Annotated in this window: 23 protein-coding genes and 1 pseudogene; 4 read left to right on the forward strand and 20 right to left on the reverse strand. The window is 61.0% G+C overall.

What is annotated here, in order from left to right; all coding sequences use genetic code 11:
• Positions 1-3: 3 nt before the first annotated feature.
• Positions 4-1,422, forward strand: a complete 1,419-nt coding sequence (gene der / locus ACZ9BX_RS01785; RefSeq protein WP_476215325.1) for a ribosome biogenesis GTPase Der — start codon at positions 4-6, stop codon at positions 1,420-1,422.
• Between the two features lie 105 nt (positions 1,423-1,527).
• Here der and ACZ9BX_RS01790 read toward each other — a convergent pair whose 3' ends face one another.
• From ACZ9BX_RS01790 to ACZ9BX_RS01840, 11 genes and pseudogenes are all read right to left on the reverse strand, one after another.
• Positions 1,528-1,965: a hypothetical protein gene (locus ACZ9BX_RS01790; RefSeq protein WP_476215327.1), complete on the reverse strand. Its 438-nt coding sequence runs from the start codon at positions 1,963-1,965 to the stop codon at positions 1,528-1,530.
• Between the two features lie 288 nt (positions 1,966-2,253).
• A pseudogene (locus ACZ9BX_RS01795) lies at positions 2,254-2,532 on the reverse strand (transcriptional regulator, SarA/Rot family); the annotation flags it as partial.
• Positions 2,533-2,603: 71 nt separating this feature from the next.
• Positions 2,604-3,782: a glycosyltransferase family 4 protein gene (locus ACZ9BX_RS01800; protein WP_476215329.1), complete on the reverse strand. Its 1,179-nt coding sequence runs from the start codon at positions 3,780-3,782 to the stop codon at positions 2,604-2,606.
• 164 nt (positions 3,783-3,946) lie between these two features.
• A complete protein-coding gene (locus ACZ9BX_RS01805) occupies positions 3,947-4,858 on the reverse strand; it encodes a sugar kinase (protein WP_476215331.1) in 912 nt (303 codons plus the stop codon).
• 158 nt (positions 4,859-5,016) lie between these two features.
• Positions 5,017-5,358: a hypothetical protein gene (locus ACZ9BX_RS01810; protein WP_027508293.1), complete on the reverse strand. Its 342-nt coding sequence runs from the start codon at positions 5,356-5,358 to the stop codon at positions 5,017-5,019.
• 161 nt (positions 5,359-5,519) lie between these two features.
• Positions 5,520-5,855, reverse strand: coding sequence for a hypothetical protein (locus ACZ9BX_RS01815; RefSeq protein ID WP_476215332.1), 336 nt, complete (start codon positions 5,853-5,855; stop codon positions 5,520-5,522).
• 140 nt (positions 5,856-5,995) lie between these two features.
• A complete protein-coding gene (locus ACZ9BX_RS01820; protein WP_027508295.1) occupies positions 5,996-6,979 on the reverse strand; it encodes an ABC transporter ATP-binding protein in 984 nt (327 codons plus the stop codon).
• A complete protein-coding gene (locus ACZ9BX_RS01825; protein WP_476215335.1) occupies positions 6,972-7,964 on the reverse strand; it encodes an ABC transporter ATP-binding protein in 993 nt (330 codons plus the stop codon). The genes ACZ9BX_RS01820 and ACZ9BX_RS01825 overlap by 8 nt, the downstream gene beginning before the upstream one ends.
• A gap of 2 nt (positions 7,965-7,966) precedes the next feature.
• Positions 7,967-8,884: an ABC transporter permease subunit gene (locus ACZ9BX_RS01830; protein ID WP_027508297.1), complete on the reverse strand. Its 918-nt coding sequence runs from the start codon at positions 8,882-8,884 to the stop codon at positions 7,967-7,969.
• Entirely contained in the window at positions 8,881-9,804 is a 924-nt protein-coding gene (locus ACZ9BX_RS01835) for an ABC transporter permease subunit (protein WP_132561324.1), read from the reverse strand. Before ACZ9BX_RS01835 ends, ACZ9BX_RS01830 begins: the two co-directional genes overlap by 4 nt.
• A 48-nt stretch (positions 9,805-9,852) precedes the next feature.
• Positions 9,853-11,433, reverse strand: a complete 1,581-nt coding sequence (locus ACZ9BX_RS01840) for a peptide ABC transporter substrate-binding protein (protein WP_132561326.1) — start codon at positions 11,431-11,433, stop codon at positions 9,853-9,855.
• A 269-nt stretch (positions 11,434-11,702) separates the two neighbouring features.
• Here ACZ9BX_RS01840 and bglA point away from each other — a divergent pair, with 269 nt between their 5' ends.
• Positions 11,703-13,340, forward strand: a complete 1,638-nt coding sequence (bglA, locus tag ACZ9BX_RS01845) for a beta-galactosidase BglA (RefSeq protein WP_476215339.1) — start codon at positions 11,703-11,705, stop codon at positions 13,338-13,340.
• A gap of 128 nt (positions 13,341-13,468) precedes the next feature.
• On the forward strand, positions 13,469-13,759 hold the full coding sequence (locus tag ACZ9BX_RS01850) for an addiction module antidote protein (RefSeq protein ID WP_476215341.1): 291 nt from the start codon (positions 13,469-13,471) through the stop codon (positions 13,757-13,759).
• Positions 13,760-13,765: 6 nt separating this feature from the next.
• Here the strand turns inward: ACZ9BX_RS01850 and ade are convergent, their stop codons facing one another.
• The 9 genes from ade to ACZ9BX_RS01895 form a co-directional block, all read right to left on the reverse strand.
• Positions 13,766-15,463, reverse strand: coding sequence for an adenine deaminase (gene ade, locus ACZ9BX_RS01855; RefSeq protein ID WP_476215342.1), 1,698 nt, complete (start codon positions 15,461-15,463; stop codon positions 13,766-13,768).
• A 132-nt stretch (positions 15,464-15,595) separates the two neighbouring features.
• Entirely contained in the window at positions 15,596-16,702 is a 1,107-nt protein-coding gene (locus ACZ9BX_RS01860) for a branched-chain amino acid ABC transporter substrate-binding protein (RefSeq protein ID WP_476215343.1), read from the reverse strand.
• A gap of 270 nt (positions 16,703-16,972) precedes the next feature.
• Positions 16,973-18,034 carry an alpha/beta hydrolase family protein gene (locus ACZ9BX_RS01865; RefSeq protein WP_476215345.1) on the reverse strand — a complete coding sequence of 354 codons (1,062 nt, stop codon included), beginning with the start codon at positions 18,032-18,034 and terminating at the stop codon, positions 16,973-16,975.
• 150 nt (positions 18,035-18,184) lie between these two features.
• Positions 18,185-19,510 carry an omega-aminotransferase AptA gene (aptA, locus tag ACZ9BX_RS01870; RefSeq protein WP_476215347.1) on the reverse strand — a complete coding sequence of 442 codons (1,326 nt, stop codon included), beginning with the start codon at positions 19,508-19,510 and terminating at the stop codon, positions 18,185-18,187.
• A gap of 263 nt (positions 19,511-19,773) precedes the next feature.
• The gene (locus ACZ9BX_RS01875; RefSeq protein WP_022714154.1) at positions 19,774-20,091 is read right to left on the reverse strand and encodes an ArsR/SmtB family transcription factor; all 318 of its coding nucleotides are present in this window, start codon (positions 20,089-20,091) and stop codon (positions 19,774-19,776) included.
• Positions 20,092-20,198: 107 nt separating this feature from the next.
• On the reverse strand, positions 20,199-20,954 hold the full coding sequence (locus tag ACZ9BX_RS01880) for a HugZ family pyridoxamine 5'-phosphate oxidase (protein ID WP_476219878.1): 756 nt from the start codon (positions 20,952-20,954) through the stop codon (positions 20,199-20,201).
• A 32-nt stretch (positions 20,955-20,986) separates the two neighbouring features.
• Entirely contained in the window at positions 20,987-22,036 is a 1,050-nt protein-coding gene (choV, locus tag ACZ9BX_RS01885) for a choline ABC transporter ATP-binding protein (RefSeq protein ID WP_027508307.1), read from the reverse strand.
• On the reverse strand, positions 22,033-22,878 hold the full coding sequence (choW, locus tag ACZ9BX_RS01890; protein WP_476215348.1) for a choline ABC transporter permease subunit: 846 nt from the start codon (positions 22,876-22,878) through the stop codon (positions 22,033-22,035). The genes choV and choW overlap by 4 nt, the downstream gene beginning before the upstream one ends.
• A gap of 78 nt (positions 22,879-22,956) precedes the next feature.
• On the reverse strand, positions 22,957-23,910 hold the full coding sequence (locus ACZ9BX_RS01895; RefSeq protein ID WP_132561345.1) for a choline ABC transporter substrate-binding protein: 954 nt from the start codon (positions 23,908-23,910) through the stop codon (positions 22,957-22,959).
• Positions 23,911-24,144: 234 nt separating this feature from the next.
• On the opposite strand from ACZ9BX_RS01895, the gene ACZ9BX_RS01900 reads away from it, so the two are divergent.
• A complete protein-coding gene (locus ACZ9BX_RS01900; RefSeq protein WP_027508310.1) occupies positions 24,145-24,747 on the forward strand; it encodes a thymidine kinase in 603 nt (200 codons plus the stop codon).
• Positions 24,748-24,780 lie beyond the last annotated feature (33 nt).

The raw sequence follows: 24,780 nt of genomic DNA on the forward strand, positions 1-24,780 counted from the left end.
CTAATGAGCTTTACGGTCGCGATCGTCGGTCGCCCGAATGTCGGCAAGTCGACGCTTTTCAACCGTCTGGTTGGGAAGAAGCTGGCGCTCGTCGACGATACGCCCGGCGTCACCCGCGACCGCCGGCCGGGCGATGCGCGGCTGATGGACCTCAAGTTCACGATCGTCGACACCGCCGGCCTCGAAGAGGCCGATGCCGAAAGCCTGCTGGGGCGCATGCGCGCCCAGACGGAAGCGGCAATCGACGAGGCCGATCTGTCTCTCTTCGTCGTCGACGCCAAGACTGGTCTGACGCCGGTCGATACCGCCTTGGCCGAGATGCTGCGCCGCCGCGGCAAGCCCGTCGTCCTCGTTGCCAACAAGGCCGAAGCGAAGGGCTCCGACAGCGGCTTCTACGACGCCTATACGCTCGGTCTTGGGGAGCCGACGCCGATCTCGGCCGAGCACGGACAGGGCATGCTCGACCTGCGCGACGCGATCGTCGCAGCACTCGGCAAGGAGCGCGCTTATCCGCCGAAGGAGGACGTCGCCGTTACCGATGTCGACGTGCGGCCGTCGGAGGTCGAGGGCGAGGAAGACGAAGAGCCCGCCTACGACGATACAAAGCCGCTGCGCGTCGCGATCGTCGGCCGGCCGAATGCCGGCAAGTCGACGCTCATCAACCGCTTCCTCGGCGAGGACCGGCTGCTGACCGGGCCGGAAGCGGGCATCACGCGCGATTCCATCTCCGTCGAGTGGGACTGGCGCGGCCGCACCATCAAGATGTTCGATACCGCTGGCATGCGCCGCAAGGCGAGGGTGATCGAGAAGCTGGAAAAGCTCTCGGTAGCTGATGCGCTGCGCGCCATCCGTTTCGCCGAGCTCGTCGTCATCGTCTTTGATGCGACGATCCCCTTCGAGAAGCAGGATCTGCACATTGTCGATCTGGTGCTGCGCGAAGGCCGCGCTGCGGTGCTCGCCTTCAACAAATGGGACATGATCGAGGACACGCAGGCCGTTCTCTCCGATCTGCGCGAAAAGACCGACCGGCTGCTGCCGCAGGCGCGCGGCATCCGCGCTGTGCCCATTTCCGGCCAGACGGGCCGGGGGCTCGACAAGCTGATGCAGGCGATCATCGATACCGACAAGGTATGGAACAAGCGCATTTCGACGGCGAGGCTCAACCGCTGGCTGGAGCAGGCGCAGGTGCAGCATCCGCCGCCGGCCGTTTCCGGCCGCCGCATCAAGCTGAAATACATGACGCAGGTTAAGGCCCGCCCGCCGGCCTTCATGATTTCCTGCACCCGTTCAGACGCTCTGCCGGAATCCTATACGCGCTATTTGATCAATGGTCTGCGCGAGGATTTCGACATGCCAAGCGTGCCGATCCGCATCCATTACCGCTCGCCGGACAATCCGTACGAGCCGAAGAAGAAGCGGTAGCCGCCTTTCACTCCTGTTCGGGATATGCGCCGCCGCACGGCGCGCTGAAAAGCTGGAGCTGCCACATGGCTGCTCCAGCAATGACCCTACGAAACCTTGGCGCTCCTAGTCGAGGAACGCCGCGCGAAGCCGATGGAGCATGCCGCGCCTTCCTTCAGCAAAGAAGGAGCGGATTTGCCGGGCAGCGGTTGCCGCGTTCACCGTAGCGCCGAAGTGGCAGTAGCAGATGACCTTATGCAACTCCCTGTCGGTCAACTCGAAGAAACGCTTTGCCTCGCCATAGGTGTCGTTTTCCATCCCGGCTGCACGCAGCACAGGATCCTTGAACGCGACGGAGATCGGCGAATTGTCGGCGCGCATGATGTCGCGCCCTGCTTCCGGCTGATATTCTGTCTGGTGCAGCGTCGAGAGGTGCCGGTTTGGGAACTGCTCGAGAACTTCTGCCCAGCGCTGCAGGCGCTCGCTGCGCGACATCGGCCGGCGTGGCTGATCCGGGTTGACGTTTGCGACGGTCCGCAGTTGGTCAAGTGCTTGATATTTCATTTTAGCCTCCGATTCAGACGATGGCTGCTCCGCCCCCTTGCTCATTTGCCCTGAGATAAGATTGACTCCTGCGGGCGCGGAAGTCCAATCACGATGCTCATCGAGGCGGCTTTTTGCGTCATTGGCAGCGTTTTCGGGCGCTTTGGTGCTGGAGAGCCGGGTACGAGGGTTGCCGGTGAATTGTAGGCGAGCGATAAGCGCCAGAAGCAGTCACTGCCCGCCATTGATCCGGCGCAGTCGAAGCAGTGCGTCCGCTGGGCTAACAGCACATTCGCTCTTCGAGCCCGTCACACTCCTGTTCAACGCCCCGCCAAGTGCCACGGTCTCGGCCTGCAAGCGCGAGACCGGCGGCGTCCCGGCCGGTGGCGCCGGCGATGCAATTGGGGATCGCGGCGGCTTTTTCCTTCAGCCTGATCCTTCGCCGCTCAGGCGGACGATAACGACGCGTTCGTCTTCCTTGCGGCGCTCTCGGCGAATATAGCCGGTGGCCTCGAGGCACACCTCAGCAGGGGTGAGCGCGCTCGGTTCCAGGAAGAGCTTTTCGCCAAGACTGCCGACAGCGTGGCCGCCTCTTGAAGGCCATCAGCGAAACCGCGACCGTCCACAGCGCCATCACGCTTGCCAACGGCATAATCAGGTCAAGCGCTCGACTTGATCGGGCCGACGGCATCGCTGGCCTTTCTGCTTTTGGGCAAGGTCTTGGCATATTGCCAGGCCTTCTTCCATTTCGGCGTGATGACGCCGTTGGCGGCGCGGATGTTGTTGATGAACTGCTGCGTCGCTGCTTCCCAGGAGTATTGCATCGCAAGGTCCCGTGCCTTCTCGCGTGAGGCGGACAATGCGCCGAGGCAGGCCGTCTGCAAGTCTTCGTCCAAGGCTCCGACCTCGCCATCCTCGCCGATGATATCGACCGGGCCGGTGACGGGGTACGCGGCAACGGGAACGCCGCATGCGAGCGCTTCCAGGATCGTGTTGCCGAATGTGTCGGTCAGTGACGGGAAGACGAAGACATCGGCTTGCGCGTAGATCCTGGCAAGCTCTTCGCCGAATTTCAGGCCGGTGAACAGCACGTCCGCATAGCGTTTTTCCAGCTCCGCGCGGGCAGGGCCGTCGCCGACGACAACCTTGGAACCGGGCAGGTCGAGATCGAGGAAGGCGGGCAGGTTCTTTTCCAGCGCCACACGTCCGACCGTCATGAAGATGGGGCGCGGCAGGCCGAAGGGCTTTTCCTCCAGCTCCATAGGGCGGAATTGCGCGGCGTCGATGCCGCGGCTCCAGGGCATCAGGTTGCGGATGCCCTTTTCCGACAGTTCGCGTGCAAGGCTCGGCGTTGCCACCATGCAGCCGGCGCCGGAATTGTGGAACCACCTCACGAATGCGTAGAGCCAGCTCTTCGGCACCGGCAGGCGGGCCGAGACATATTCCGGGAAGCGCGTGTGGTAGCTGGTGGAGAACGGCATGCGGTTCCTGAGGCACCAGCGCCGCGCCGTCAGCCCGAGCGGGCCTTCGGTGGCGATATGCACATAGGACGGCTTGTGTTTTTCGATCTCGCGGGCGACCCGGCGGTAATTGGCGATCGAGAGGCGAATTTCCGGATAGGTCGGGCAGGGGAAGCTGCTGAAACGCTCGGGCGTCACCATGGACACCGCGACCCCCAGGTTCGCAAGCTCGCGGTTGGTGTTTTCGATCGAGCGGACAACGCCGTTCACCTGTGGATGCCAGGCATCGGTGACGATCACTAGCCTCTCCGGCAGGCTTCCAGGCGCAGCATTGGCGCAGCTCTCGCCGCTATGGCTGTTCGACGAATGTTGCAGCATGTCCCGTTTTCCATCCACGCCGCGCCGTACCGGACGGCAGCGGACAACCCCAGGCGGGCGTGAGGAACGTGATTCCCGCATGCCCTATTTTGAGGCCTCTCCATGATGGATTTATTACAGGCCGATTTCGGCTGGCGATCGATGCACGATTGCCACACCCGGGGCTACAGCCCGAGCTTGCCCTTCGCGACCAGCGCACCATGCTCGCTGACGACGCGCGCGGCAACCTTCGCTGCGAAATGGGCGCTGGCGACCGGATCCTTCGTCTCGAGATATTTGGCCAGGAACGAGCCGTTGAAGCTGTCGCCGGCACTGGTGGTGTCGACGACCTCATTGACCTTTTCGGCCGGCACGAAGTTCTGCTGGCCGGCGAAGTTTAGCGTCACCCCTTCTGCGCCGTTCTTGATCGCGACGTTCGGCGCGCCGAGCGCGCGGTAGCGGTGGACCGTGGCTTCGATGGAGTCGTCGCCGAAATGCAAGGCCTCGTCTTCGAAACTCGGCATGACGAGAGAGGAGGAGCGGGCGCCTTCGCTGATCGTCGTGTGCATGACGTCATAGCTCGACCAGAGGCGTGGGCGGATGTTCGGATCGAAGACGACGAACTTTCCCGCGGCCTTGGCGCGGCGGGTTTCGGCCAGCAGCGTGTCGGCATCTTCGCGCGGCAGGATGGCGAGCGTGATGCCCGAGAAATAGACGACGTCCGAGCCTTCGATCGCCTCGCGCAACCGATCGGGATCGGCGGCGAGCTGCCGGGCGGCGGAGCTCTCGCGCCAGTAGCTGAAGAAGCGCTCGCCATTTCTGAGGTTGATCAAGTAAAGGCCGGGTGCCTTGCCCTTGATGCGGCGAATGAGCTTTGTGCCGATGCCAGCTTCCTCGAAGAAGGCGATCATCTCGTCCGACATGGGGTCATCGCCGAGCGCGGTGAAATAGTCGACGCTCCAGGCCGGCTGCATGCAGGCGCGGGCATACCAGGCGGTGTTCAGCGTATCGCCGGCGAAGCCTTTTCTCAGCAGGCCGCCGCCTGCCTGCGAAAGCTCCACCATGCACTCACCGATCGATAAGAACCGTCCGCTCAAAACTGCCTCCCGAAAATTTCCTTCGTTTGCTGATACCGCGGAGAGGCGCTGGGAGGCAAGCGTCGGTATGGCTGGTTCCGGCACGTTTGCCGGGGCGGCTGTCGCAAGAAAGTCTGCTTCGCTCTGTCTGCGAAGCAGGTTTGATCAACGGCGCATTGCTATTCGTGGATCGTGTAGCTGCCGAGCTGGCAGAGGTCCTGCGTGTCCTCGGTCGTGTCGAGGTCGGATGCCTCGTCGAATTCGAAGCGCATGTCGTATTTGCAGACATCGCGGCCGTCGGCGATGGTGATGCTTATCGTTTCGCCCGGATTGAGGACCTGCTCGCCGAAGACGTCGTCTTCCCATTCATCGACGCCCGTCGGGGAGGTGTAGAAGCGCGTCAGCTCGGATTGGGTGCCGTTGATGAGCTTGAATGTCAGATCTTCAGCCTGCGCCGGAAAGGCAACGGCAAAAAGCACCGCTGCAGCAGCTGCGGCAACGTTTAAGCCTGTGTGTTTCATGAAAAGAATCCCCCCGCCCATGATTGGGCCGATTCCTCCTAGCTGAAGCTTGTGAAAGGACAATCATCAGGACGTTGCAGTTTTGCCAAACCGGGCAATCGACCCAAAAATGGCTGACGCAAAAAGCCCGCCGGCGACGGCGGGCTCATGTCGCAGATCGCCTATCCGATCTCCGGGCAGCCCCGGCGGTTCGCGAAGACGATGCGGTCCGGGCCGTAACGGGTCCAGCCTTGCACCGTGACGCTACGGTTCGTCACGCGGACGACCTCAGCGCGGCGTAAGCCGGATTCGCGAGCGGCTATCTGTGCCTCGCGCGGGCTGCAGCCCCGGCGGTAGTCGTCGCGATAACGATCATAGCGATCGCGTTCGTAGATGCGTGCGCCGTCCGGACCGATGCGGAACTCAAGATCCTGAGCCTGAGCAAAGGACGCGGGCGCGACAGCGCCTCCGAGCGTAAGCGCCAGCGCAAGGCCGGCATTGGATATCAGCTTGAGCATTTTCTCCTCCTTTCGGAGCCCCTGCAGTGACCCGCATGCTTGTGTAGGGGTGAACTGCCTCGGAGCGCGAATTGTTCCGCTCCGAGGCAGGTCCCGGCAGCCCGCGTGTTGCCCGCGATCTGACCCAGGACAGACGCGAATTACCGATCCATGTGGTAGCAGGCTGCCGTTTGGCCCGGGCGCACATGCTCGGTCGGCGGCATTTCCGTCCGGCAGATGTCCGTCGCCTTCCAGCAGCGGGGCGAGAAGACGCAGCCCTTCGGCGGGTTCAGCGGCGAGGGCGGATCGCCCTGTAGGCGGATTCGTGTGCGCTGGCGGGCAAGCTTCGGATCGGGGATGGGGGCGGCCGAAAACAGTGCCTGCGTATAAGGATGCGCGGGATGTTCGAAGACCGTTTGGCAATCGCCAGCTTCCACCACCTTGCCGAGATAGAGCACGAGCACGTCGTCCGAGATCAGCCGCACGACGGAAAGGTCGTGGCTGATGAAGATCAGCGTCAGGCCGAACTCCTTGCGGAGCTTGCGCAGGAGCGTGATGACCTGCCCCTGGATCGACACGTCCAGCGCCGACACCGGCTCGTCGCAGATGATGAGCTTCGGCCTTGTCACAACCGCGCGGGCGATGCCGATGCGCTGTGCCTGGCCGCCGGAGAACTCATGCGGGTAGCGGTTGATCATTTCCGGCACGAGGCCGACGGCGCTCATGATCTCGCGTACACGTTCGAGGCGCTGCGCTTTGGAAAGTTTCGGCTCGAAGACCGTTAGCGGTTCGGCGATGATGTCGCCGACCGTCATACGCGGGTCGAGTGATGCGATCGGATCCTGGAAGATGATCTGCATGTCGCGGCGTGCAGCACGCATCTCCTCATCCGAGAGGTCCAGCAGGTTGCGGCCTTGCCAGAGTATTCGGCCTTTCTGCGAGCGCAGGAGCCGCAGGATGGAGCGGCCGAGCGTGGATTTTCCGCAACCGGATTCGCCGACGATTCCGAGTGTGCGGCCCTCCTTCAGATCGAAGCTGACATTATTGACCGCCGTCAGCATCACCGGCGGCTTGAAGAAGCCCTTCGCGGGCAATTCAAACTGGGTCGTCAGGTTCTCGACCCTCAGCAGCGATCGTTCAGCCATGGTTCAAAAGCTCCTCGATTCGCGGGAAGGGATGGAAGCAGGCTGCGCAATGGCGCGGTGCCAGCGTTTCGAGCGGCGGCGGATGATCGATGCAGTCGTCCTCCACCTTTGGACAGCGCGGCGAGAAGTTGCAGCCCTTCGGCAGGTGCTGCAGGTTCGGCGGCCGTCCGGGAATGACGACGAGCTGATCGACATCCTGATCCGGGCGCGGAATCGCCGCGTGCAGCGCCACCGTATACGGATGTGCCGGATTCTCGAAGAGCTCGTCGACCGGCGCTTCCTCGACGATGCGGCCGGCATACATGACCGCGACGCGATCGGCGAGGCCGGCAACGACGCCCAGATCGTGAGTGATCATCGCGAGCGCCGTATTCATCTCGGCCGTCAGATCGTTGAAGAGATCGAGAATCTGCGCCTGGATGGTGACGTCGAGCGCAGTGGTGGGCTCGTCGGCAATCAGAAGCTTCGGCTTGGTGAGCAGCGCCATGGCAATCACGATGCGCTGCCGCATGCCGCCGGACAGCTCGTGCGGATAGAGGTTGAAGCGGCGCGTGGGGTCGGGGATGCCGACGCGCTTCAGCATGTCGAGCGCTTCGGCAGAGGCCGCGCGTGCGGTGAAGCCGCGATGAACCTCAAGCTGTTCCGTCAGTTGCCGGGAAATCCTGAGAGACGGATTCAAGGCGGTCATGGGGTCCTGGAAGACCATTGCCATGTCCTTGCCGCGCACCCGATCGAGTTCGCGCGGCTTCAGCGACAGCACGTCCCTGCCTTCGAGCAGCGCCTGGCCTGTGGTCCTGCCGTTCTTGGCGAGCAGGCCCATGATGCCCAGGAACGTCTGGCTCTTGCCGGAGCCGGACTCGCCGACGATCGCGATGCGTTCGCCGCGCTTGATCGTGAGGTTCATGTTTGAGACGGCCTTCACCTGGCCGTCCGGCGTCTCGAAGGTGATCGAGTAGTCTTTGAGTTCGAGAAGGGTGTCGGTCATCTTCAGCGATCCTTCGGGTCGAACGCGTCGCGCAGGCCGTCGCCGATGAAGAGCAGGCTGAGCAGCAGCGCGACGAGGAAGCTTGCCGGGAAGACCAGCAGCCAGGGCATGCTCTCCATGGCATCCGTGCCTTCGGCAATCAGCGTGCCGAGCGAGGTCAGCGGCTCCTGGACGCCGAAGCCGAGATAGGAAAGGAAACTCTCCGTGGCGATGATTTCGGGAACGGTGAGCGCCGCAAAGATGACCACCGGACCGATGAGGTTCGGGATGATGTGCTTGAGGATGATCTTGAAAGGCCTCTGTCCCGAGGCGCGCGCGGCCTCGATGAACTCGCGCTGCTTGATCGACAGCGTCTGGCCGCGGACGATGCGAGCCATGGTCAGCCACTCCAGCGCGCCGATGGCGGCGAAGAGCAGATAGACGTTGCGGCCGAAGATCACCATCAGCAGGATGACGAAGAGGATGTAGGGAAGCGCGTACATGATATCGACGAAGCGCATCATGACTGAATCCAGCCTGCCGCCGATATAGCCGGAGACGGCGCCGTATAGCACGCCGATAACCACGGAGACGACGGTTGCCGTCAGCGCGACGGCAAGCGAGACGCGGGTGCCGTAAAGTACGCGGGCCAGCAGGTCGCGGCCGTTCGGATCGGTGCCGAAGTAATGGCCGCTGGCAAAGTCCGGCGGTATGCGGAAGGCGGCCCAGTCCGGATCTTCATAGTTGAATGGAATGGCATAGGGGCCGAGGAAGGCTGTGAGGATGAGCAGCGCCAGTACCGCGATTGAAAGCACGGCGGCCTTGTTGTGCGAGAGGCGGCGGAGTGCATCCTTGGTGAGCGAGCGGCCTTCGGGGGCAAGGCCTTCGGCCTGCAAAAGTTCGGCGGCGAGCAATTCGCGTTTTGCGGGGTTGAGGATCATCTATTTCTCACTTTCGGATCGAGCCACGCATAGGCGATATCGACGAGAAGGTTGAGGAAGACGATCAGCACCATGTAGAAGATGACCGTTCCGAGAACCATGCCGTAGTCGCGGTTCAGCGCCGCGTTGATGAAGTAGCGGCCGATGCCGGGCAGTCCGAAGACGCTCTCGACAACCAGCGAGCCGGTGAGAAGATAGCTGGCCGCTGGTCCGAGATAGGAGACGACAGGCATCATGGCGGGCTTCAGCGCATGGCGCATGACCGTCAGGCGCGCGCCGATGCCCTTTGCCTTGGCGGTGCGGATGAAGTTCTGGCTCATGACCTCGATCATAGAGCCGCGCGTGATGCGCGATATGCGGCCGGCATGCGGCAGCGCCAGAACAACGATCGGCATGATGAGGAATTTGACCGAGCCGTCGCCCCAGCCACCGACTGGAAGCCATGCGAGACGGATGCCGAAAACGAGCTGCAGGATGGGAGCGATCAGGAAGTTGGGAAGCACGACGCCGATCAGAATGAGCGCGCCCAGAACGTAGTCGGGCGTCTTGTTCTGGTAGAGCGCCCCAAGACAGCCGACAGTGATGCCGACGAGAATGGCGAGCAGGAAGGCGGCGGTGCCGATCGTGAACGTATAGGGCAGGCCGATCATGATCTGCTGCCCGACGGTGAAATCCTCGCTCGCGAAGGACGGGCCAAGATCGCCTTTCAGCAGGTCGCCGACATAGATCAGATACTGCTGGATCAGCGGCTTATCCAGATTGTAGTGGGCCGCGAGGTTCTTCATGATGACCGGCGGCAATGGCCTTTCGCCATCGAAGGGGCCGCCGGGGGCAAGGCGCAAAACGAAAAAGCAGGCTGTGACGGCGATCCAGAGAACGGGGATCGTCGACAGCAATCGACGGAGTGCATATTTGATCATGATCGTGGACCGGCCCCTCCCGCAGACTGCGGGAAGGGCCGTTTTTCCTTACTCTTTCATCGACAGCCAGCGCGTACGGTGGATGTCCTGCACGTTGTCGACGAAGCCCTCGATCTTCGGCGAGACGACGTTTTTCGAGACGTAGTAGTAGATCGGCATGGCGGCGGACTCATCCAGCGCCAGCTGCTCGGCCTTCTTGAAGATCTCAGCGCGCTTGGCGAGATCCGTCTGCGCGTTGCCTTCCTTGATCAGCTTGTCGTATTCGGGATTCGACCAACGGCCGTAGTTCATCTGAACGCCGGTGACGAGCAGGTTCAGGAAGTTATCCGGATCGTTGTAATCCGCAAGCCAGCCAGCTCGGCCGATCTCGACCTGACCGCGCTGCATCTGGTCATAATGCACCTTGGTTTCGGCGTTGACGAGCTCGACATTAACACCGAGCGGCTTCCACATAGAGGCGATCGCGACGGCGATGCGCTTGTGGTTGTCGTTGGTGTTGTAGCTCAAGACGGCATGGAGCGGTTTGTCGGGACCAAAGCCAGCTTCCTGAAGCAGCTTCTTGGCTTCAGCAACTTTCTCGCCGTAGGGCATATCCTTCCAGGAGACATAGGCCGGCTCACCGTAGTTCGCTGTGCCCGGCGGAACCCAGGAGTAAGCCGGCAGTTCACCGGTACCAAGGATCTGCGGGCCAATGACTTCGCGGTTGATCGCCATGGAAAGCGCCTGACGGACGCGTTTGTCGCTGAATGGCGGCTTGGTGGAGTTGACGACATAGTAGTAGAGGCCGGCAAACGGAGCCACATGCGCCTGGCCCGGCAGGTTCGTCTTCATCCACTCATACTGGTCGGTCGGGAAGTCGGTGAGGATATCGAATTCGCCGGCGCGGTAGCGCTTCAGCGCAGCTTCCTGATCTTCGAGCACGAAGAACTTGGCGCCGTCGATCTTCAGATCCTTGACGCCGTACCACTGATCGTTCTTGACTGTGGTGACGTGGGAGCCCGGAACCCATTCCGTTGGCTTGTAAGGGCCGTTGGTAACAATGTTGCCGATCTTGACCCAATCCTGGCCCTTGGCCTCGACGACATGCTTCGGCAGCGGATAGGCCGTGTAGTGCATCAGGGCATTGATGAAATAGGGGGTCGGGTTTTCAAGGGTGATCTCTAGCGTCTTGTCGTCGATCGCCTTGACGCCGAGCTGGCTGAAATCGGTGATCTCGCCCTTGTTGATCTTTTCGGCATTCTTGATGGTGAACTGCAGATAGGCGTAGTCGGCGGCGTTCTTCGGGTCCATGATGCGCTGTAGGGCGAAGACGAAATCTCCGGCCGTCACCGGCTGGCCGTCGGACCATTTGATGCCGTCACGAAGCTTGAAGGTATAGACCTTGCCGTCATCCGAAACGGTCCAGCTTTCGGCCTGGGCCGGGATCGGATTATCCTTGGCGTCTTCAGTGACGAGGCCTTCAAAGATGTCGCCGGCGATACGATTCTCCCAGTCGCCGGAGAGTTTTTGCGGATCGAGCGATGTTGGGTCGCCGCCATTATGGATGTTTAGCGTGGCCGCGTGGGCCGAGAAGGCCAGCAATGTGCCAAGCATTGCTGAGGCTAGAAATTTTTTTGTTATATGGTTCATATTGGGCCACCTTTCCAGGCTTTTTTGCCTATTCTTAGTCGTTTGTTCCCGGTTTTTGACCTGTTACGTGCAAGTCAACGCGCACCTTATCGCAAAGGTTTGGCGTTGCAACCCCCAATGACGGCGGGTTGATCGAGATGTGGACAAGCCCGTAAGCGGCATTTCCTTTGCCATGAGCGTCCCGCCCAAAAGAGGTCATCAGCGCAGTTGTTTTTTGTTTTCCGGGCTTTAGTCTGTGCGCATTTCGAGTGGCGCGGAGAATCCGGCAAATGGCGACAAAGGCAGCGGACTGGTGGCGGGGTGCGGTCATCTATCAGGTTTATCCACGGTCATTTCAGGATACGAACAGCGACGGTCTTGGGGACCTCAAGGGCATCACCCGCCGCCTTTCGCATATCGCCGACCTCGGCGTCGACGCGATCTGGCTCTCGCCGTTCTTCAAATCGCCGATGGCGGACATGGGTTACGATGTCTCGGATTATTGCGACGTCGATCCGATCTTCGGCACGCTTGACGATTTCGACGAGATGATGGTTACCGCCCATTCACTCGGGATAAAGGTCATCATCGACCAGGTGATCTCGCATACGTCCGACCAGCACCCGTGGTTTATCGAGAGCCGCTTGAGCCGCACGGATCCCAAGGCGGACTGGTATGTGTGGGCCGACCCGAAACCCGACGGCACGGCACCCAACAACTGGCTTTCGATTTTCGGCGGCCCGGGCTGGGAATGGGATGGCGTGCGGCGCCAATACTACCAGCACAATTTCCTGACCTCGCAACCGGATCTCAACTTTCACAACGAGGATGTCCAGGATGCCGTGTTGAAGACGGTAAAGTTCTGGCTCGACCGTGGCGTCGACGGCTTCCGCCTCGATACGGTCAACTATTACTTCTGCGACAAGCAGCTTCGCGACAATCCACCTCATGAGCCCGGCGTGAGCGACGGCGGCCTGGATGCGCCCGATACCAATCCCTACGGGATGCAGAACCATCTCTACGACAAGACGCGGCCGGAAAATCTCGATTTCCTGAGACGTTTGCGGGCGCTTCTCGATCGATATGAAGGGCGGGCGACGGTTGGCGAGGTCGGAGACGGGGCGCGGTCGCTGAAGACTGTTGCGGCCTATACGACCGGGGGCGACAAGCTGCACATGTGCTACACCTTCGATCTGCTCGGACCGGATTTCACCGCCGCGCATATTCGCAACTGCGTCGAGAGCTTTCAGAAAACGGTTGTCGACGGCTGGGTGTGCTGGGCCTTCTCCAACCATGACGTCAAGCGCCATGTGAGCCGGTTCGCAAAGACCGAGGAGGAGTGTCCGGTGATCGCCAAGCTCGCGATTTCCGTGCTCGCGGCGCTGCGCGGTTCGATCTGCCTTTATCAGGGTGAGGAGCTGGGGCTTGCCGAAGCGGAACTGGCTTTCGAGGATCTGCGCGATCCCTATGGCATTCGCTTCTGGCCAGCGTTCAAGGGCCGCGACGGATGCCGCACGCCGATGCCCTGGGAGGCCGGCAAAGCGCATGCGGGCTTCACCTCGGCGGAGAAAAGCTGGCTGCCGGTACCCTATGAGCAGGCCGCCCTATCCGCCGACACGCAGATAGCGGACACCAATTCCGTACTCACCCACTACCGGCGAACGCTGGACTTCCGGAAGCGGTATCCGACGCTCGTCGACGGCGACATGGAATTCATCGACACAAATCAGGACCTTCTGGCGTTTACGCGCGGGAAGGACGGCGAGAAGCTGCTTTTCGTGTTCAACCTGACGCGAGAGGCAGCGGAGTTCAGATTGCCCGCGGGAATGATGCTTGGAAAGCCAGTCGATATGCCGGGAACTGGCGGTTCGATCGGCAGGGAGTCGATCCAACTTGAAGCGCTAAGCGCGATTTGTAGCCGGATTTGACAATTGTATGTTATAAATTACAAATGCGAACATAATTCTCAAGCAGACGCCGACTGTGGCGCGACAAAAGCATTCACGAAATCGATATAGAACAGCGACGAAGATTGCTGCGGAACTGGACGAAACTGATGACTGAGAAGCTTTTTGATTTCGAACCAGCGGAGGCGCTCGATTCAGACGAAGCGATCGAGGTCTTTTTGACGGAAGCGCTTGAAAGCGGAGATCCGAAATTTATCGCATCCGCCCTTGGCGTGGTCGCACGTGCCAAAGGAATGACGAAAATTGCAAAGGAAACCGGCCTTGCGCGCGAACATCTATATAAGGCGCTGAGCGAGAACGGGAACCCGACATTGGAGACCACATTGGCGGTTCTAAAAGCCATCGGTCTTGAGCTTACCGCCAAGCCGAATGCCGGATAACGAATCTCACCCGATCAGCACGAAACGGTCTACATCGACCATTCCCCGGTCCGAAATCTTTAGATGCGGGATCACGGGCAGCGGCAGGAAGGCGAGCTGGAGGAAAGGCTCTTCTAGCGTGGCGCCGAGCGCGTAGGCTGCCTTTCGGAGATGGTGGAGGGTGTCGCGGACCTTTTCGTAAGGTTCGAGGCTCATCAGCCCGGCGACGGGAAGGGCGATTTCGCCGGTGACCCTGCCGTCCTCGACGACCACGAAACCGCCCTTGATGTCTCCGAGGCGGTTGGCGGCACGTGCCATATCGTCCTCGTTGACGCCGACGACACAGATATTGTGGCTGTCATGGCCGACGGTGGAGGCGATCGCTCCTTTCTTCAGGCCGAAACCCTGGACGAAGCCGTTGGCGTGGTTGCCGTTCTTGCCGTGGCGCTCGATGACGGCGACCTTGATGATGTCGTTTTCGAGGTCGATGCCGATCTGGTTGCCCTTTGTTGGCAGGCGCTGCCGGCGAAATTCGGTGATGATCTTGCCGGGGGTGACGCCGATGACCGCCGTTTCGTCCTCGGTGGCCGGCACGCTGAAATGGGCGGCACTGACGGGGCGGGCCTTGACGCTGTCGAGACCCACCGGCGCGACCAGTTTGCGGGTGGCGAAGAGTGCATCCGTGACGGGGCGGCCGGCGGAAAAGACGATCTCGGCTTTGCAGCGCTCCAGGCTGTCGATGACGGCGAGATCGGCGCGCCAGCCGGGCGCGATGAGGCCGCGGTCCATCAGCCCGAAGGCGCGGGCGGCGGAGATCGAGGCGGCGCGGTAGATCGCGAGCGGCTCGACCCCGCTCGCGATTGCGGTACGGATCATGTAGTCGAGGTGACCCTGTTCGGCGATATCGAGCGGATTGCGGTCGTCGGTGCAAAGCGCGAGATAGGGCGACAGACGTTCGGTGATGATCGGCATCAAGGCCTTCAGATCCTTCGAGACCGAGCCTTCGCGCACAAGGATGTGCATGCCCTTGCTGATCTTTTCGAGGGCCTCTGCTGCGGTCGTGCATTCATGCTCGGTGCGGATTCCGGTGGCGAGGTAGCCGTTGAGGTTCATGCCGCGCAGCAACGGTGCGTGGCCATCGATATGGCCGCCCTGGAAAGCTGCGAGCTTTTCCATGCAGACCGGATCCTTGTGGATCACGCCGGGGAAATTCATAAACTCTGCAAGGCCGATGACCTTCGGATGCTCGCGGAAGGGAAGGAGCCTTTCGACGGGCAGATCCGCGCCCGATGTCTCAAGATGCGTGGCGGGCACGCAGGAGGAGAGCTGGACGCGGATGTCCATGATCGTTTCGAGGGCCGAATCGAGAAAGAACTGGATACCTTCGGTGCCGAGCACATTGGCGATCTCGTGCGGATCGCAGATGGCGGTGGTGACGCCGTAGGGCAGGACGCAGCGGTCGAATTCATGCGGCGTAACAAGCGAGGATTCGATGTGGAGATGGGTGTCGATGAAGCCCGGAACGACGATCCTGCCGGAGATGTCGATCTCGGTTTCGCCCTCATAGGTGCCGTAGGTGCCGACGATGCGGTCGCTGCCGATGGCGATGTCGGATTCGACCAGTTCGCCGGTCACGAGATCGAAGAAACGTCCGCCTTTCAAGACGATATCGGCCGGCAGGCGGCCTATGCCCTGGTCGATGAGGCGTTCAAGCTTGGTGGTCATGGGCATCCTCGTTCTGGCTATCCGTCCGTTATAACTGAAGTGCCGGACAAAGCGCTACAAGCGAGACTGCTCCGCAAATGAAAACCGGGCGCCGATAAGACGCCCGGTCAATGGAATGCCGGTTATCAGGCCTTATTCGGCGGCGACGATCTTGCCGCCTTCCCACTTGTAGAGCGCAAAGCTCTGCGAGGTGAGATCGCCGGTTTCGCCATAGGTGAGCTTGCCTATCGCGGTCGGGATCGGTTCGCCGGTCTTGAGGGCGGCTGCAACCGCTTCGGCATCTTCGGCGCTGCCGGCCTTCTCGATGCCTGCCTTCAGGACCTCGACGGCGGCGTAGGCATTCAGCGTGAAGGCTTCGGCCGGGATATTCTTGGCGGCGAGCGCATCGGACGCTGCCTTCGAGTCGCCGCTCTTGGTCGCATCGGACGCATTGGTGAAGACCGTACCTGCTGCGGCTTCCGTTCCGATGTTCCAGAATTCGCTGTTCGACAGGCCGTCACCGCCGATGATCGTTGCCTTGACGGAAAGGTCGGCGAGCTGGCGGGCGAGCAGTCCACCCTCCGGATGATAGCCGCCGAAATAGATCACGTCGACATTTTCGGCCTTGAGGCGGGTTGTGAGCGCGCTGAAATCCTTATCGCCGGGGGTGATTGCATCATTGATGACCTCGGTGACGCCGCCAGCGTTGAGCGCCGCCTTGAATGCATCGGCGAGCCCCTTGCCATAGGCGCCCTTGTCGTTGACGATGGCGACGCGCTTGTCCTTGAAGGTCTTGAGCACGTATTTGGCGGCGACTTCGGCCTGCTGGTCGTCGCGGCCGCAGGTGCGCAGCACATTGGTGAGGCCGCGCTTGGTGAGATCAGGTGCTGTCGCTGTCGGGGTCACCATCAGAATGCCGTTTTCGGCAAGCACGTCGGAAGCGGGGATGGCGACGCCGGACGTGACCGGACCGACGACGAAGCGGATGCCTTCGCCGACGAGCTGGTTTGCAGCCGAAACGCCCTGCTTCGGCTCGCCCGCGTCGTCGGCAGTCTTCAGGACAACCTTCTCGCCGAGGATGCCGCCTTTCTTGTTGATCTCGTCGACAGCGGTCTGCGCGCCGTTCTTCACCTGGTCGCCATAGGCGGCAACCGGGCCGGTCAGCGGTGCGATGAGGCCGATGGTGATGTCGGCATAGGCAAACGGCGCAAAGGCCAGCGATGCGACAAGGGTCGCGCCAGTCAAAGTCTTAAGACTCATTTTCGTTCTCCTTGGGTGGGGCCTTCCGGCCCGCGACGACTGCCGCGACAGCGAAACCCGCTCGTTCAACACCCCAAAGGGATGCGCCAAAGGACGGCGGCTACGGTGCGGTCAACGCGCCTTCCGGCCACTTTTGGCTTCGGAAGGCACAGAGCAATTTTCTATGAATTTTGCTGCGATTCCGCAAGGAGATAACAAAACGAGGCCCGTCCTTGGCAAATCCGGTAGGGAACAGGCGTCGATCGCGATTTTCTTGGAGGTTTTCGCGATCTATCTTGTTGGAAGGGCTCTTTGCAGGAATGCGACGATCATGTCCGCAATTTGCCGATGAATGGTGCTTCGATCGGCGCCCTGACCATCCTTGCAGACGATGCTCTCGCCCGGTGCTTCCTCCTCAATCAGCGCTGCCGCTCCCGGTTTGCAAGGCTGCATGAAACTGAAATGCAGGGAGCCAGGGACGAGGGCATAGGAGGTCGTGGCAGAAGGCAGATACTGGGCCAAGTAGGCAGAGTCCTTGTTGGTGGCGGCGATGTCCGCTTCGGAGGCAGTCTCCTTGTCGACATCCTCGGCCGCTCCTAAGACAAGCGCTGGCACGCGGACGGACGCGAGGCTTTGCGGCGTAAGGCCGCGTCCTGGGCCGAGGTCAAGCATGACGACCGCGCGGATCCGCCGGTCGCTGAGATCGGCGCCCATCGCTGCGGTGGAGGCTGCATCCCGTCCTACACCCAACGCCTTGAATATCTCGCAATAGAGGGAGCCGAACTGCGCCATGCAATTCGTCATTATATCGTTGGCATCGAAGCGACCGCCCGCAAGTTCAATGACCGTCCATCCGCCGAGCGAATGACCGATGGCAGCGATGCGGTCGATTGCAATGCCGCCGGTCAGTTCCCGACGAGAAAGCAACGCGTCGATGACGAGGCTGAGATCGCGCGGGCGCTTCCAGAGCATTACGGCTTCAGGTGGCCGCATATCGAAGGTGGTAGTGCCGGGGTGGTCAGGTGCTGCGATGACATAGCCTTGGCGAACAAGTTCGCTCGCGAGCCAGGCGAGGTTGCGCCAACTACCGCCATAGCCGTGCGAAAGGAGCACCAACGGGTGAGGGCCGGTCCTGGCTTCGGCATCCTTGACGACAGGCTGGCCGCTGAAGGCGGGCGTTTCGCCGAGCAGCACCGGTTCCCGGTCGGTGTCCGTAGGATACCAGATGCTGACATGCATGGGCCGGTCGCCTTCGGTGTCCGGCAAGGTCATCTCGCGGAACCCGACCGCAGCGAATGCCGACTGGGCCGAGAATGAGACGAGCAAGGCGATGAAAGGCATGAACTTGAGCATGGAATCTCCGGTTGGAAATGAACTCGTCCTTCCTGCAGGGAATTTGTGCGGGCTGCGACCCGGAACGCGATCGAGGTCGCAACAAAAAGGGTCGAGACAAAAGCCTCGACCCTTGGACTTCAAATCTCAGCGTGAACCGTCGATGCAGTCTCAGATGTTGTTCTGCAAAATTTCGCGCAGTTTGCCAAAGAGCTCGTCGATGTGCTTCTTCTCTATGATGAGCGGCGGGGAAAGGGCGATGATGTCGCCTGTGGTGCGGATCAGCAGGCCGTTTTCGTAAGCCTTCAGGAAGGCCGTAAACGCGCGCTTCGTCGGTTCGCCGGCGATCGGGTCGAGTTCGATGGCGCCGATCAGGCCGGTGTTGCGGATATCGATGACGTTCGGGCAGTCCCTCAGCGAGTGAAGGGCGTCGGCCCAGTAATCCGAGAGTTCGCCAGCGCGGGTGAGCAGGCCTTCTTCCTTGTAGGTGTCGAGGGTGGCAAGCGCGGCGGCGGCGGCGATCGGATTGCCCGAATAGGTGTAGCCGTGGAAGAACTCGATCATGTGCTCCGGGCCATTCATGAATGCGTCGTGAATCTCGGAGGTGACAAAGACGGCGCCCATCGGGATGACGCCGTTGGTCAGGCCCTTGGCGGTGGTGATGATGTCGGGCTTCACGTCGTAAAACTGCGCGGCGAAGGGAGCGCCGAGACGGCCGAAGCCGGTGATGACTTCGTCGAAGATCAGCAGGATGCCGTGCTTGGTGCAGATTTCGCGGAGCTTCTGCAGATAGCCCTTCGGAGGAATGAGAACGCCGGTGGAGCCTGCGACCGGCTCGACGATCACGGCGGCGATCGTGGAAGCGTCATGCAGTGTCACGATGCGCTCCAGCTCGGTTGCGATGTCGCCGCCATGTTCGGGCTCGCCGCGGGTGAAGTTGTTCTTTCCGGGCTGATGCGTATGGGGCATGTGGTCGACGCCGGTCAGAAGCGTGCCGAACATCTTGCGGTTGGAAACGATGCCGCCGACCGAAATGCCGCCGAAATTGACGCCGTGGTAGCCGCGTTCGCGGCCGATCAGGCGGAAGCGGGAGCCGTTACCCTTCACGCGGTGATAGGCCAGCGCCACCTTGAGCGCGGTCTCGACCGACTCGGAACCCGAGTTGGTGTAGAGGACGTGGTCCATGCCTTCCGGTGCGATATCGACGAGGCGGTTTGCCAGTTCGAAGGCCTTCGGATGGCCGAGCTGGAAGGCCGGGGCGTAGTCGAGCTCGCCGGCCTGTTCGCGGATCGCCTCGGTGATCTTCGGCCGGCAGTGGCCGGCATTCACGCACCAGAGGCCGGCGGTGCCGTCCAGAACCTGACGGCCGTCATGCGTCGTGTAGTACATGTCCTTGGCGCCGACGAACATGCGCGGCTCCTTCTTGAACTGCCGGTTTGCCGTAAACGGCATCCAAAAGGCGCGAAGATCGTTTGGTGCATTGAGGCGATTGGACATGCTGTTCTCCTGGCCGTCGCGAGGCCGTTCCCGGGGCTTTGCGCCCAATTTTTACTGTTCGGTCAAATTATCAGCGCTTCTTGGGGCGTCAAGCCATGGACGTCATCGATGGCGGCGCAGCCTTCCCGCAAATAAACAAAACCGGCAAATCGAGAGATTTGCCGGCCAAAGTTATTTTATCGTGCTGAAATACTGCTCACCGCGCCGTTCCGGATACATCCCTTTGGCAGCACGGCTTTTTGGCAAACTTTATGTCTGCGTTATTATGCTGCAGATCTGCTGCGGCCCTGGACTGCATAAATATCCTCGAGCGTCGCCAGGATCTTCATCACCGGTTCCGAATTGCTCGAGTAATAAATGGTCTGCGCATCGCGGCGGGTCTTCACCAGTTTCTGTGCCCGCAGCTTCGAAAGATGCTGCGAAAGCGCGGACTGGCTGAGGCCGACCTGGGTTGCAAGTACGCCGACGGGGACCTCGCCTTTGACGAGGCTGCAGAGGATCAGGAGGCGCTTGGGATTCGCCATTGCTGATAAGAGGGCGGCCGCCACATTAGAGTGGTCTGACAAGTCAGTGGTTTCCATATTTCCAATCTTCCTAAGCGAATCGTACATCCGTATAGGCACAGGGCGTTAGACGGGGGTTTGGCGGACAGTCAAAAGTAGCAACTGGTCTGGAAGATTGTATATACCTAAATTTCACGTACTGAGTATGCTATTTTAGATATGTGTGACGTAATGTCCGCCGCATTGTCGATGAGTGACTCAAATTCGCAACGGTTGATCAAATCGCCGGAAATAGCGTCGAACCCCGCGCAGTCCACCCCACATACGCGCCATGCCGCACCGTTTGACTCATTAAAGAGCTTTGCGAGCGCCCCGGACAGGTCGGGGTGCTTATCTACTAAATCTCGCACTACCTGCGCCGCCTGTGCGGCAACGGCATCGTTCGCGGGCGAGAGAATCATGAGGTCGGCGCCTTCCAGAAGATACGCGCGGCCGAACCCTCCATTAAGGCTTGCCGACTGCGGAATGAGACGGAAGAAGCGGAAGTCCGGGAAGTCTATATAGAGCTTCGCCTTTGCATGCCGGTCGAGGAAACGGGTGCGGATGCGCCGGTGAACGGAGCTTCCTCGCTCGACCGTTTCGGCAATGCATTGGGTGGTGAGCCGCGGATGCGCCAACGGGTCACCTCTGCCGGGTTCGCCTGTCAGCAAGGATGCGCGCGGATCGGCCTCCAGCGCCTTCGTATGCGTCGAGAGCGCCGAAACCAGGATCACCGGCACGCCGTCAATATCGGTGCCGAGCAGAACTCGGCTCGCGAAGGGAAATCCGGTCGCTGGATCGAGAACGGCAAGAGCACCATAGCGGGCGGAACGCAGAAGAATGCGCGCGAGCTTGCGCGCTTCCTCGTCCGTTTCCCTGATTACGGAAGCCTGATCTTTCATGTCCACTTTCTTGACGGAAGCGGACGGCGGGATCAAGCCTGTTCTTTGCGCCGGTGCTGGGTCAGGCCGGCAACGACATCCTGAGCCGAAATCGTGCCGATGATGGCGCCGTTCTCGACGACGCCGATACTGCCCGGCTGCCGGGAGAGCGCGTCGAGAATATCGATTAGCGGCGTTTCGGCGCGTGCCGTGGCGCTGACGCTCGCCCCCGCCGCATGGCCGAGGCCTGGCTGCATGACGTCCTGCGCCGTCAGCATGCTGATCGGGTTCATGTGCTGGACGAAATCAGCGACATACTGATCGGCAGGGTTCTTGACGATATCTTGCGGCGTGCCGCACTGGATGATGCGCCCGCCTTCCATGATGGCGATGCGGTTGCCGATGCGGAAGGCCTCGTCGAGATCGTGGCTGACGAAGAGGATCGTCTTCTTCAAGCGCCGCTGGAATTCGAGAAGCTCGTCCTGCAGGCGGGTGCGGATCAGCGGGTCGAGCGCGGAGAATGGCTCGTCCATGAGCAGGATCGGCGCGCCGGTGGCGAAGGCGCGGGCGAGGCCCACACGCTGCTGCATGCCGCCGGAGAGTTCGTTGACCTTGCGGTCGGCCCACTTCGTCAGGTTGACGAGCTCGAGTTGTTCTTCGACGCGCTTCTTGCGTTCGGCGTCCGGCATGCCGGCCAGTTCGAGGCCGAAGCCGACATTCTCGGCGACGGTCCGCCAGGGCAGCAGGGCGAATTGCTGGAACACCATAGAGACGGTGTGCATGCGCAGGTCGCGCAGACCCTTGGCGCTTGTCTTGTATGGATTGCAGGGGCCATCGGCGGTGGCGACCGAAACCTCGCCGCGAACGACCGGGGCAAGGCCATTGACGGCGCGCAGCAGCGTCGACTTGCCGGAGCCGGAAAGGCCCATCAGCACCAGGATTTCGCCCTCCTCGACGGTGAGCGAGGCATCGGCGACGCCGAGCACGAGACCGGTCTCGGCGCCGATCTCGTCACGGGTCTTTCCCTGATCGACGAGGGCGAGGGCGGTTTGCGGCTTGTCGCCGAAGATGATGCTGACATTGTCGAAGCGGACTGAGGTCATGCGCCGTCTCCTTCACCTGCCGCGCGGAACATGCGATCGAGGATGATCGCCAGGATGACGATACAGAGACCGGCCTGGAAGCCCATGGCGACATTCACCGTGTTAAGTGCGCGAACAACGGGCTTTCCAAGGCCATCGGCGCCGACGAGCGCGGCGATGACCACCATCGATAGCGACAGCATGATCGTCTGCGTGAGGCCAGCCATGATCTGCGGCATCGCGAAAGGCAGCTCGACCTTGCGCAGTACCTGTGTCGGGGTTGCGCCAAAGGACTCGGCTGCTTCGACGAGGGAGGGCGGTGTCGAGATGATGCCGAGGCGGGTCAGACGGATCGGTGCAGGAATGGCAAAGATCACGGTTGCGATTAGGCCTGGCACCATGCCGAGACCGAAGAGAATGAGTGCGGGGATCAGATAGACGAATGTCGGGATCGTCTGCATCAGATCGAGCACTGGGCGCATGATGGAGAAGACCCAGGCGCGTCTTGCCCCGGCAATGCCGAGCGGAATGCCGATCGCCATGCTGACGAATGTCGAGGCGAGGACAAGGGCCAGCGTTTCCGTCGTCTCCTTCCAGTAGCCTTGGTTCATGATCAGCAGCAAACCGAGCAAGGTGAAGACCGCAACGCCGATCGAGCGGCGGAGCCAATAGGCAATCGCCGTAATGGCGAGGAGCACGATCAGCGGATGTGGCGCCTGCAGGATGAAGAGCAATGCGCCAATCACATGCGAGAGAGTCAAGGCCAGCCAGTCGAAAAACCATTCGCCGCTCGTCGTCAGCCAATCGACGGTGGATTTGGCGACGGGGCCAATAGGGATTTTGTAATCGGTGATCCAGTTCAAGAAGCGCGCCTATCCAAAAGAGCAGAGATCAGGATGAAACAAAAAGGGGCGGCGTGCGGGCCGCCCCGTTCATCAGTTTCAGAGGCCGAGGCCGGACTTGACGGCCGCGGCGGCGTCCTTGCCGTCCTTGGTCGTGACGCCTGCGAGCCATGGCTCGACTGCTGTCGGATTTGCCTTCAGCCATTCGGTTGCCGCGTCCTGCGGGTCCTCGCCATCGTTGAGGATCTTGCCCATGATCTGGTTTTCCATCTCCAGGCTGAACTTCAGGTTGGACACGAACTTGCCGACGTTCGGGCACTCGGTGACGAACCCTGCGCGGGTGTTGGTGTAGACCGTCGCGCCGCCGAAGTTGGGGCCGAAGGAGCTGTCGCCACCCGTGAGGTAGGTCATCTTGAAGTTCTCGTTCATCGGATGGGGGGCCCAACCGAGGAATACGACAGGCTTACCGTCCTTTTCGGCACGAGCAACCTGCGCCAGCATGCCCTGTTCGGAGGACTCGACGACTTCAAGGCCGCCCATTCCCATCTCGTTCTTCTCGATCAGGGTCATGACAAGGCGGTTGCCGTCGTTGCCCGGCTCGATCCCGTAGATCTTGCCATCGAGGGCATCTTTATGCTTGCCGATGTCGCTGAAGTCCTTGATGCCCAGTTCGGCGCCCTTGGCGTTGGTGGCAAGCGTGTACTTGGCACCTTCGAGATTGGCTGCGATGGATTCAACCGACTTGTCGTCGAGATAGGGTTGGACGTCCTTCTGTTGCGCCGGCATCCAGTTGCCGAGGAACACATCGATGTCCTTGTTCTTCAGCGACTGATAGGTGACCGGTACGGAGAGAACCTTGACGTCCGGCTCGTAGCCGAGGCTCTTCAGCACGACCGCGGCAACGGCGGTGGTTGCCGTGATGTCCGTCCAGCCTACGTCCGAGAAATGGACGGTCGAGCAGCTTTCGGGTTCTGCAGCAAATGATGCGGTTGCGATTGAAAGTGCTGCAACTGCAGTGGCGGTGGTCAGTTTGAATGCGCTTGTCATTTTCATTTTAGACTCCCAGTCTTAAGTTCCCAAGCCAAGCATCAATAGACGACATTTACAAGCGACCTGCGTGTGTTTGCGCCGGATTGGCTACCCCGAATGCGACGTGCCGCTTTTCTCATGATATGCCCGGATTTCCGGGCTTTTGTGATTTTTGCCTCCGGATTTCCTGTGATTATCGATTCTGCGGTCTTTTCTTTGCCGATTCGAGCTTTCAAGAAGCAAAACACGGAGAAAATGATGGCGAAGCTCTATTTCAACTACTCTACCATGAACGCCGGCAAATCGACCATGCTGCTGCAGGCGTCCTATAATTACCACGAACGCGGCATGCGCACCGTGCTCTTGATTGCAGCCTTCGACGAACGCACCGGCAAGGGCGTCATCGGCTCGCGTATCGGGCTGGAAGCAAGCGCGATCGCTTTTGAAGGTCATACCGATCTCTTCGCCCTCATCAAGGAACTGAGCGGCGAGGGCAGCCCGGTCGCCTGCGTCTTCGTCGACGAGGCGAATTTCATGACACGCCAGCATGTCTGGCAGCTCGCCCGCGTGGTTGACCGGCTGAACATACCGGTCATGGTTTATGGCCTTCGGACCGATTTCCAAGGCAAGCTGTTTCCGGCTTCCGAGGAACTGCTGGCGATTGCTGACGAGATGCGCGAGGTGCGAACCATTTGCCATTGCGGCCGCAAGGCGACGATGGTCGTACGGCTCAATGCCGATGGAGAGGTTGTCCGCGAGGGCGCGCAGATCGAGGTCGGCGGCAACGAGAAATACGTATCGCTGTGCCGCAGGCACTGGGACGATGCAATGAATGGCGAATGGTGCGCCGAGGCCGTTTGAGCTTCGGCCTGCGAGCGGCTAGGCTAAGCACGG

The organism is Rhizobium sp. USDA 3886, assembly GCF_056279785.1.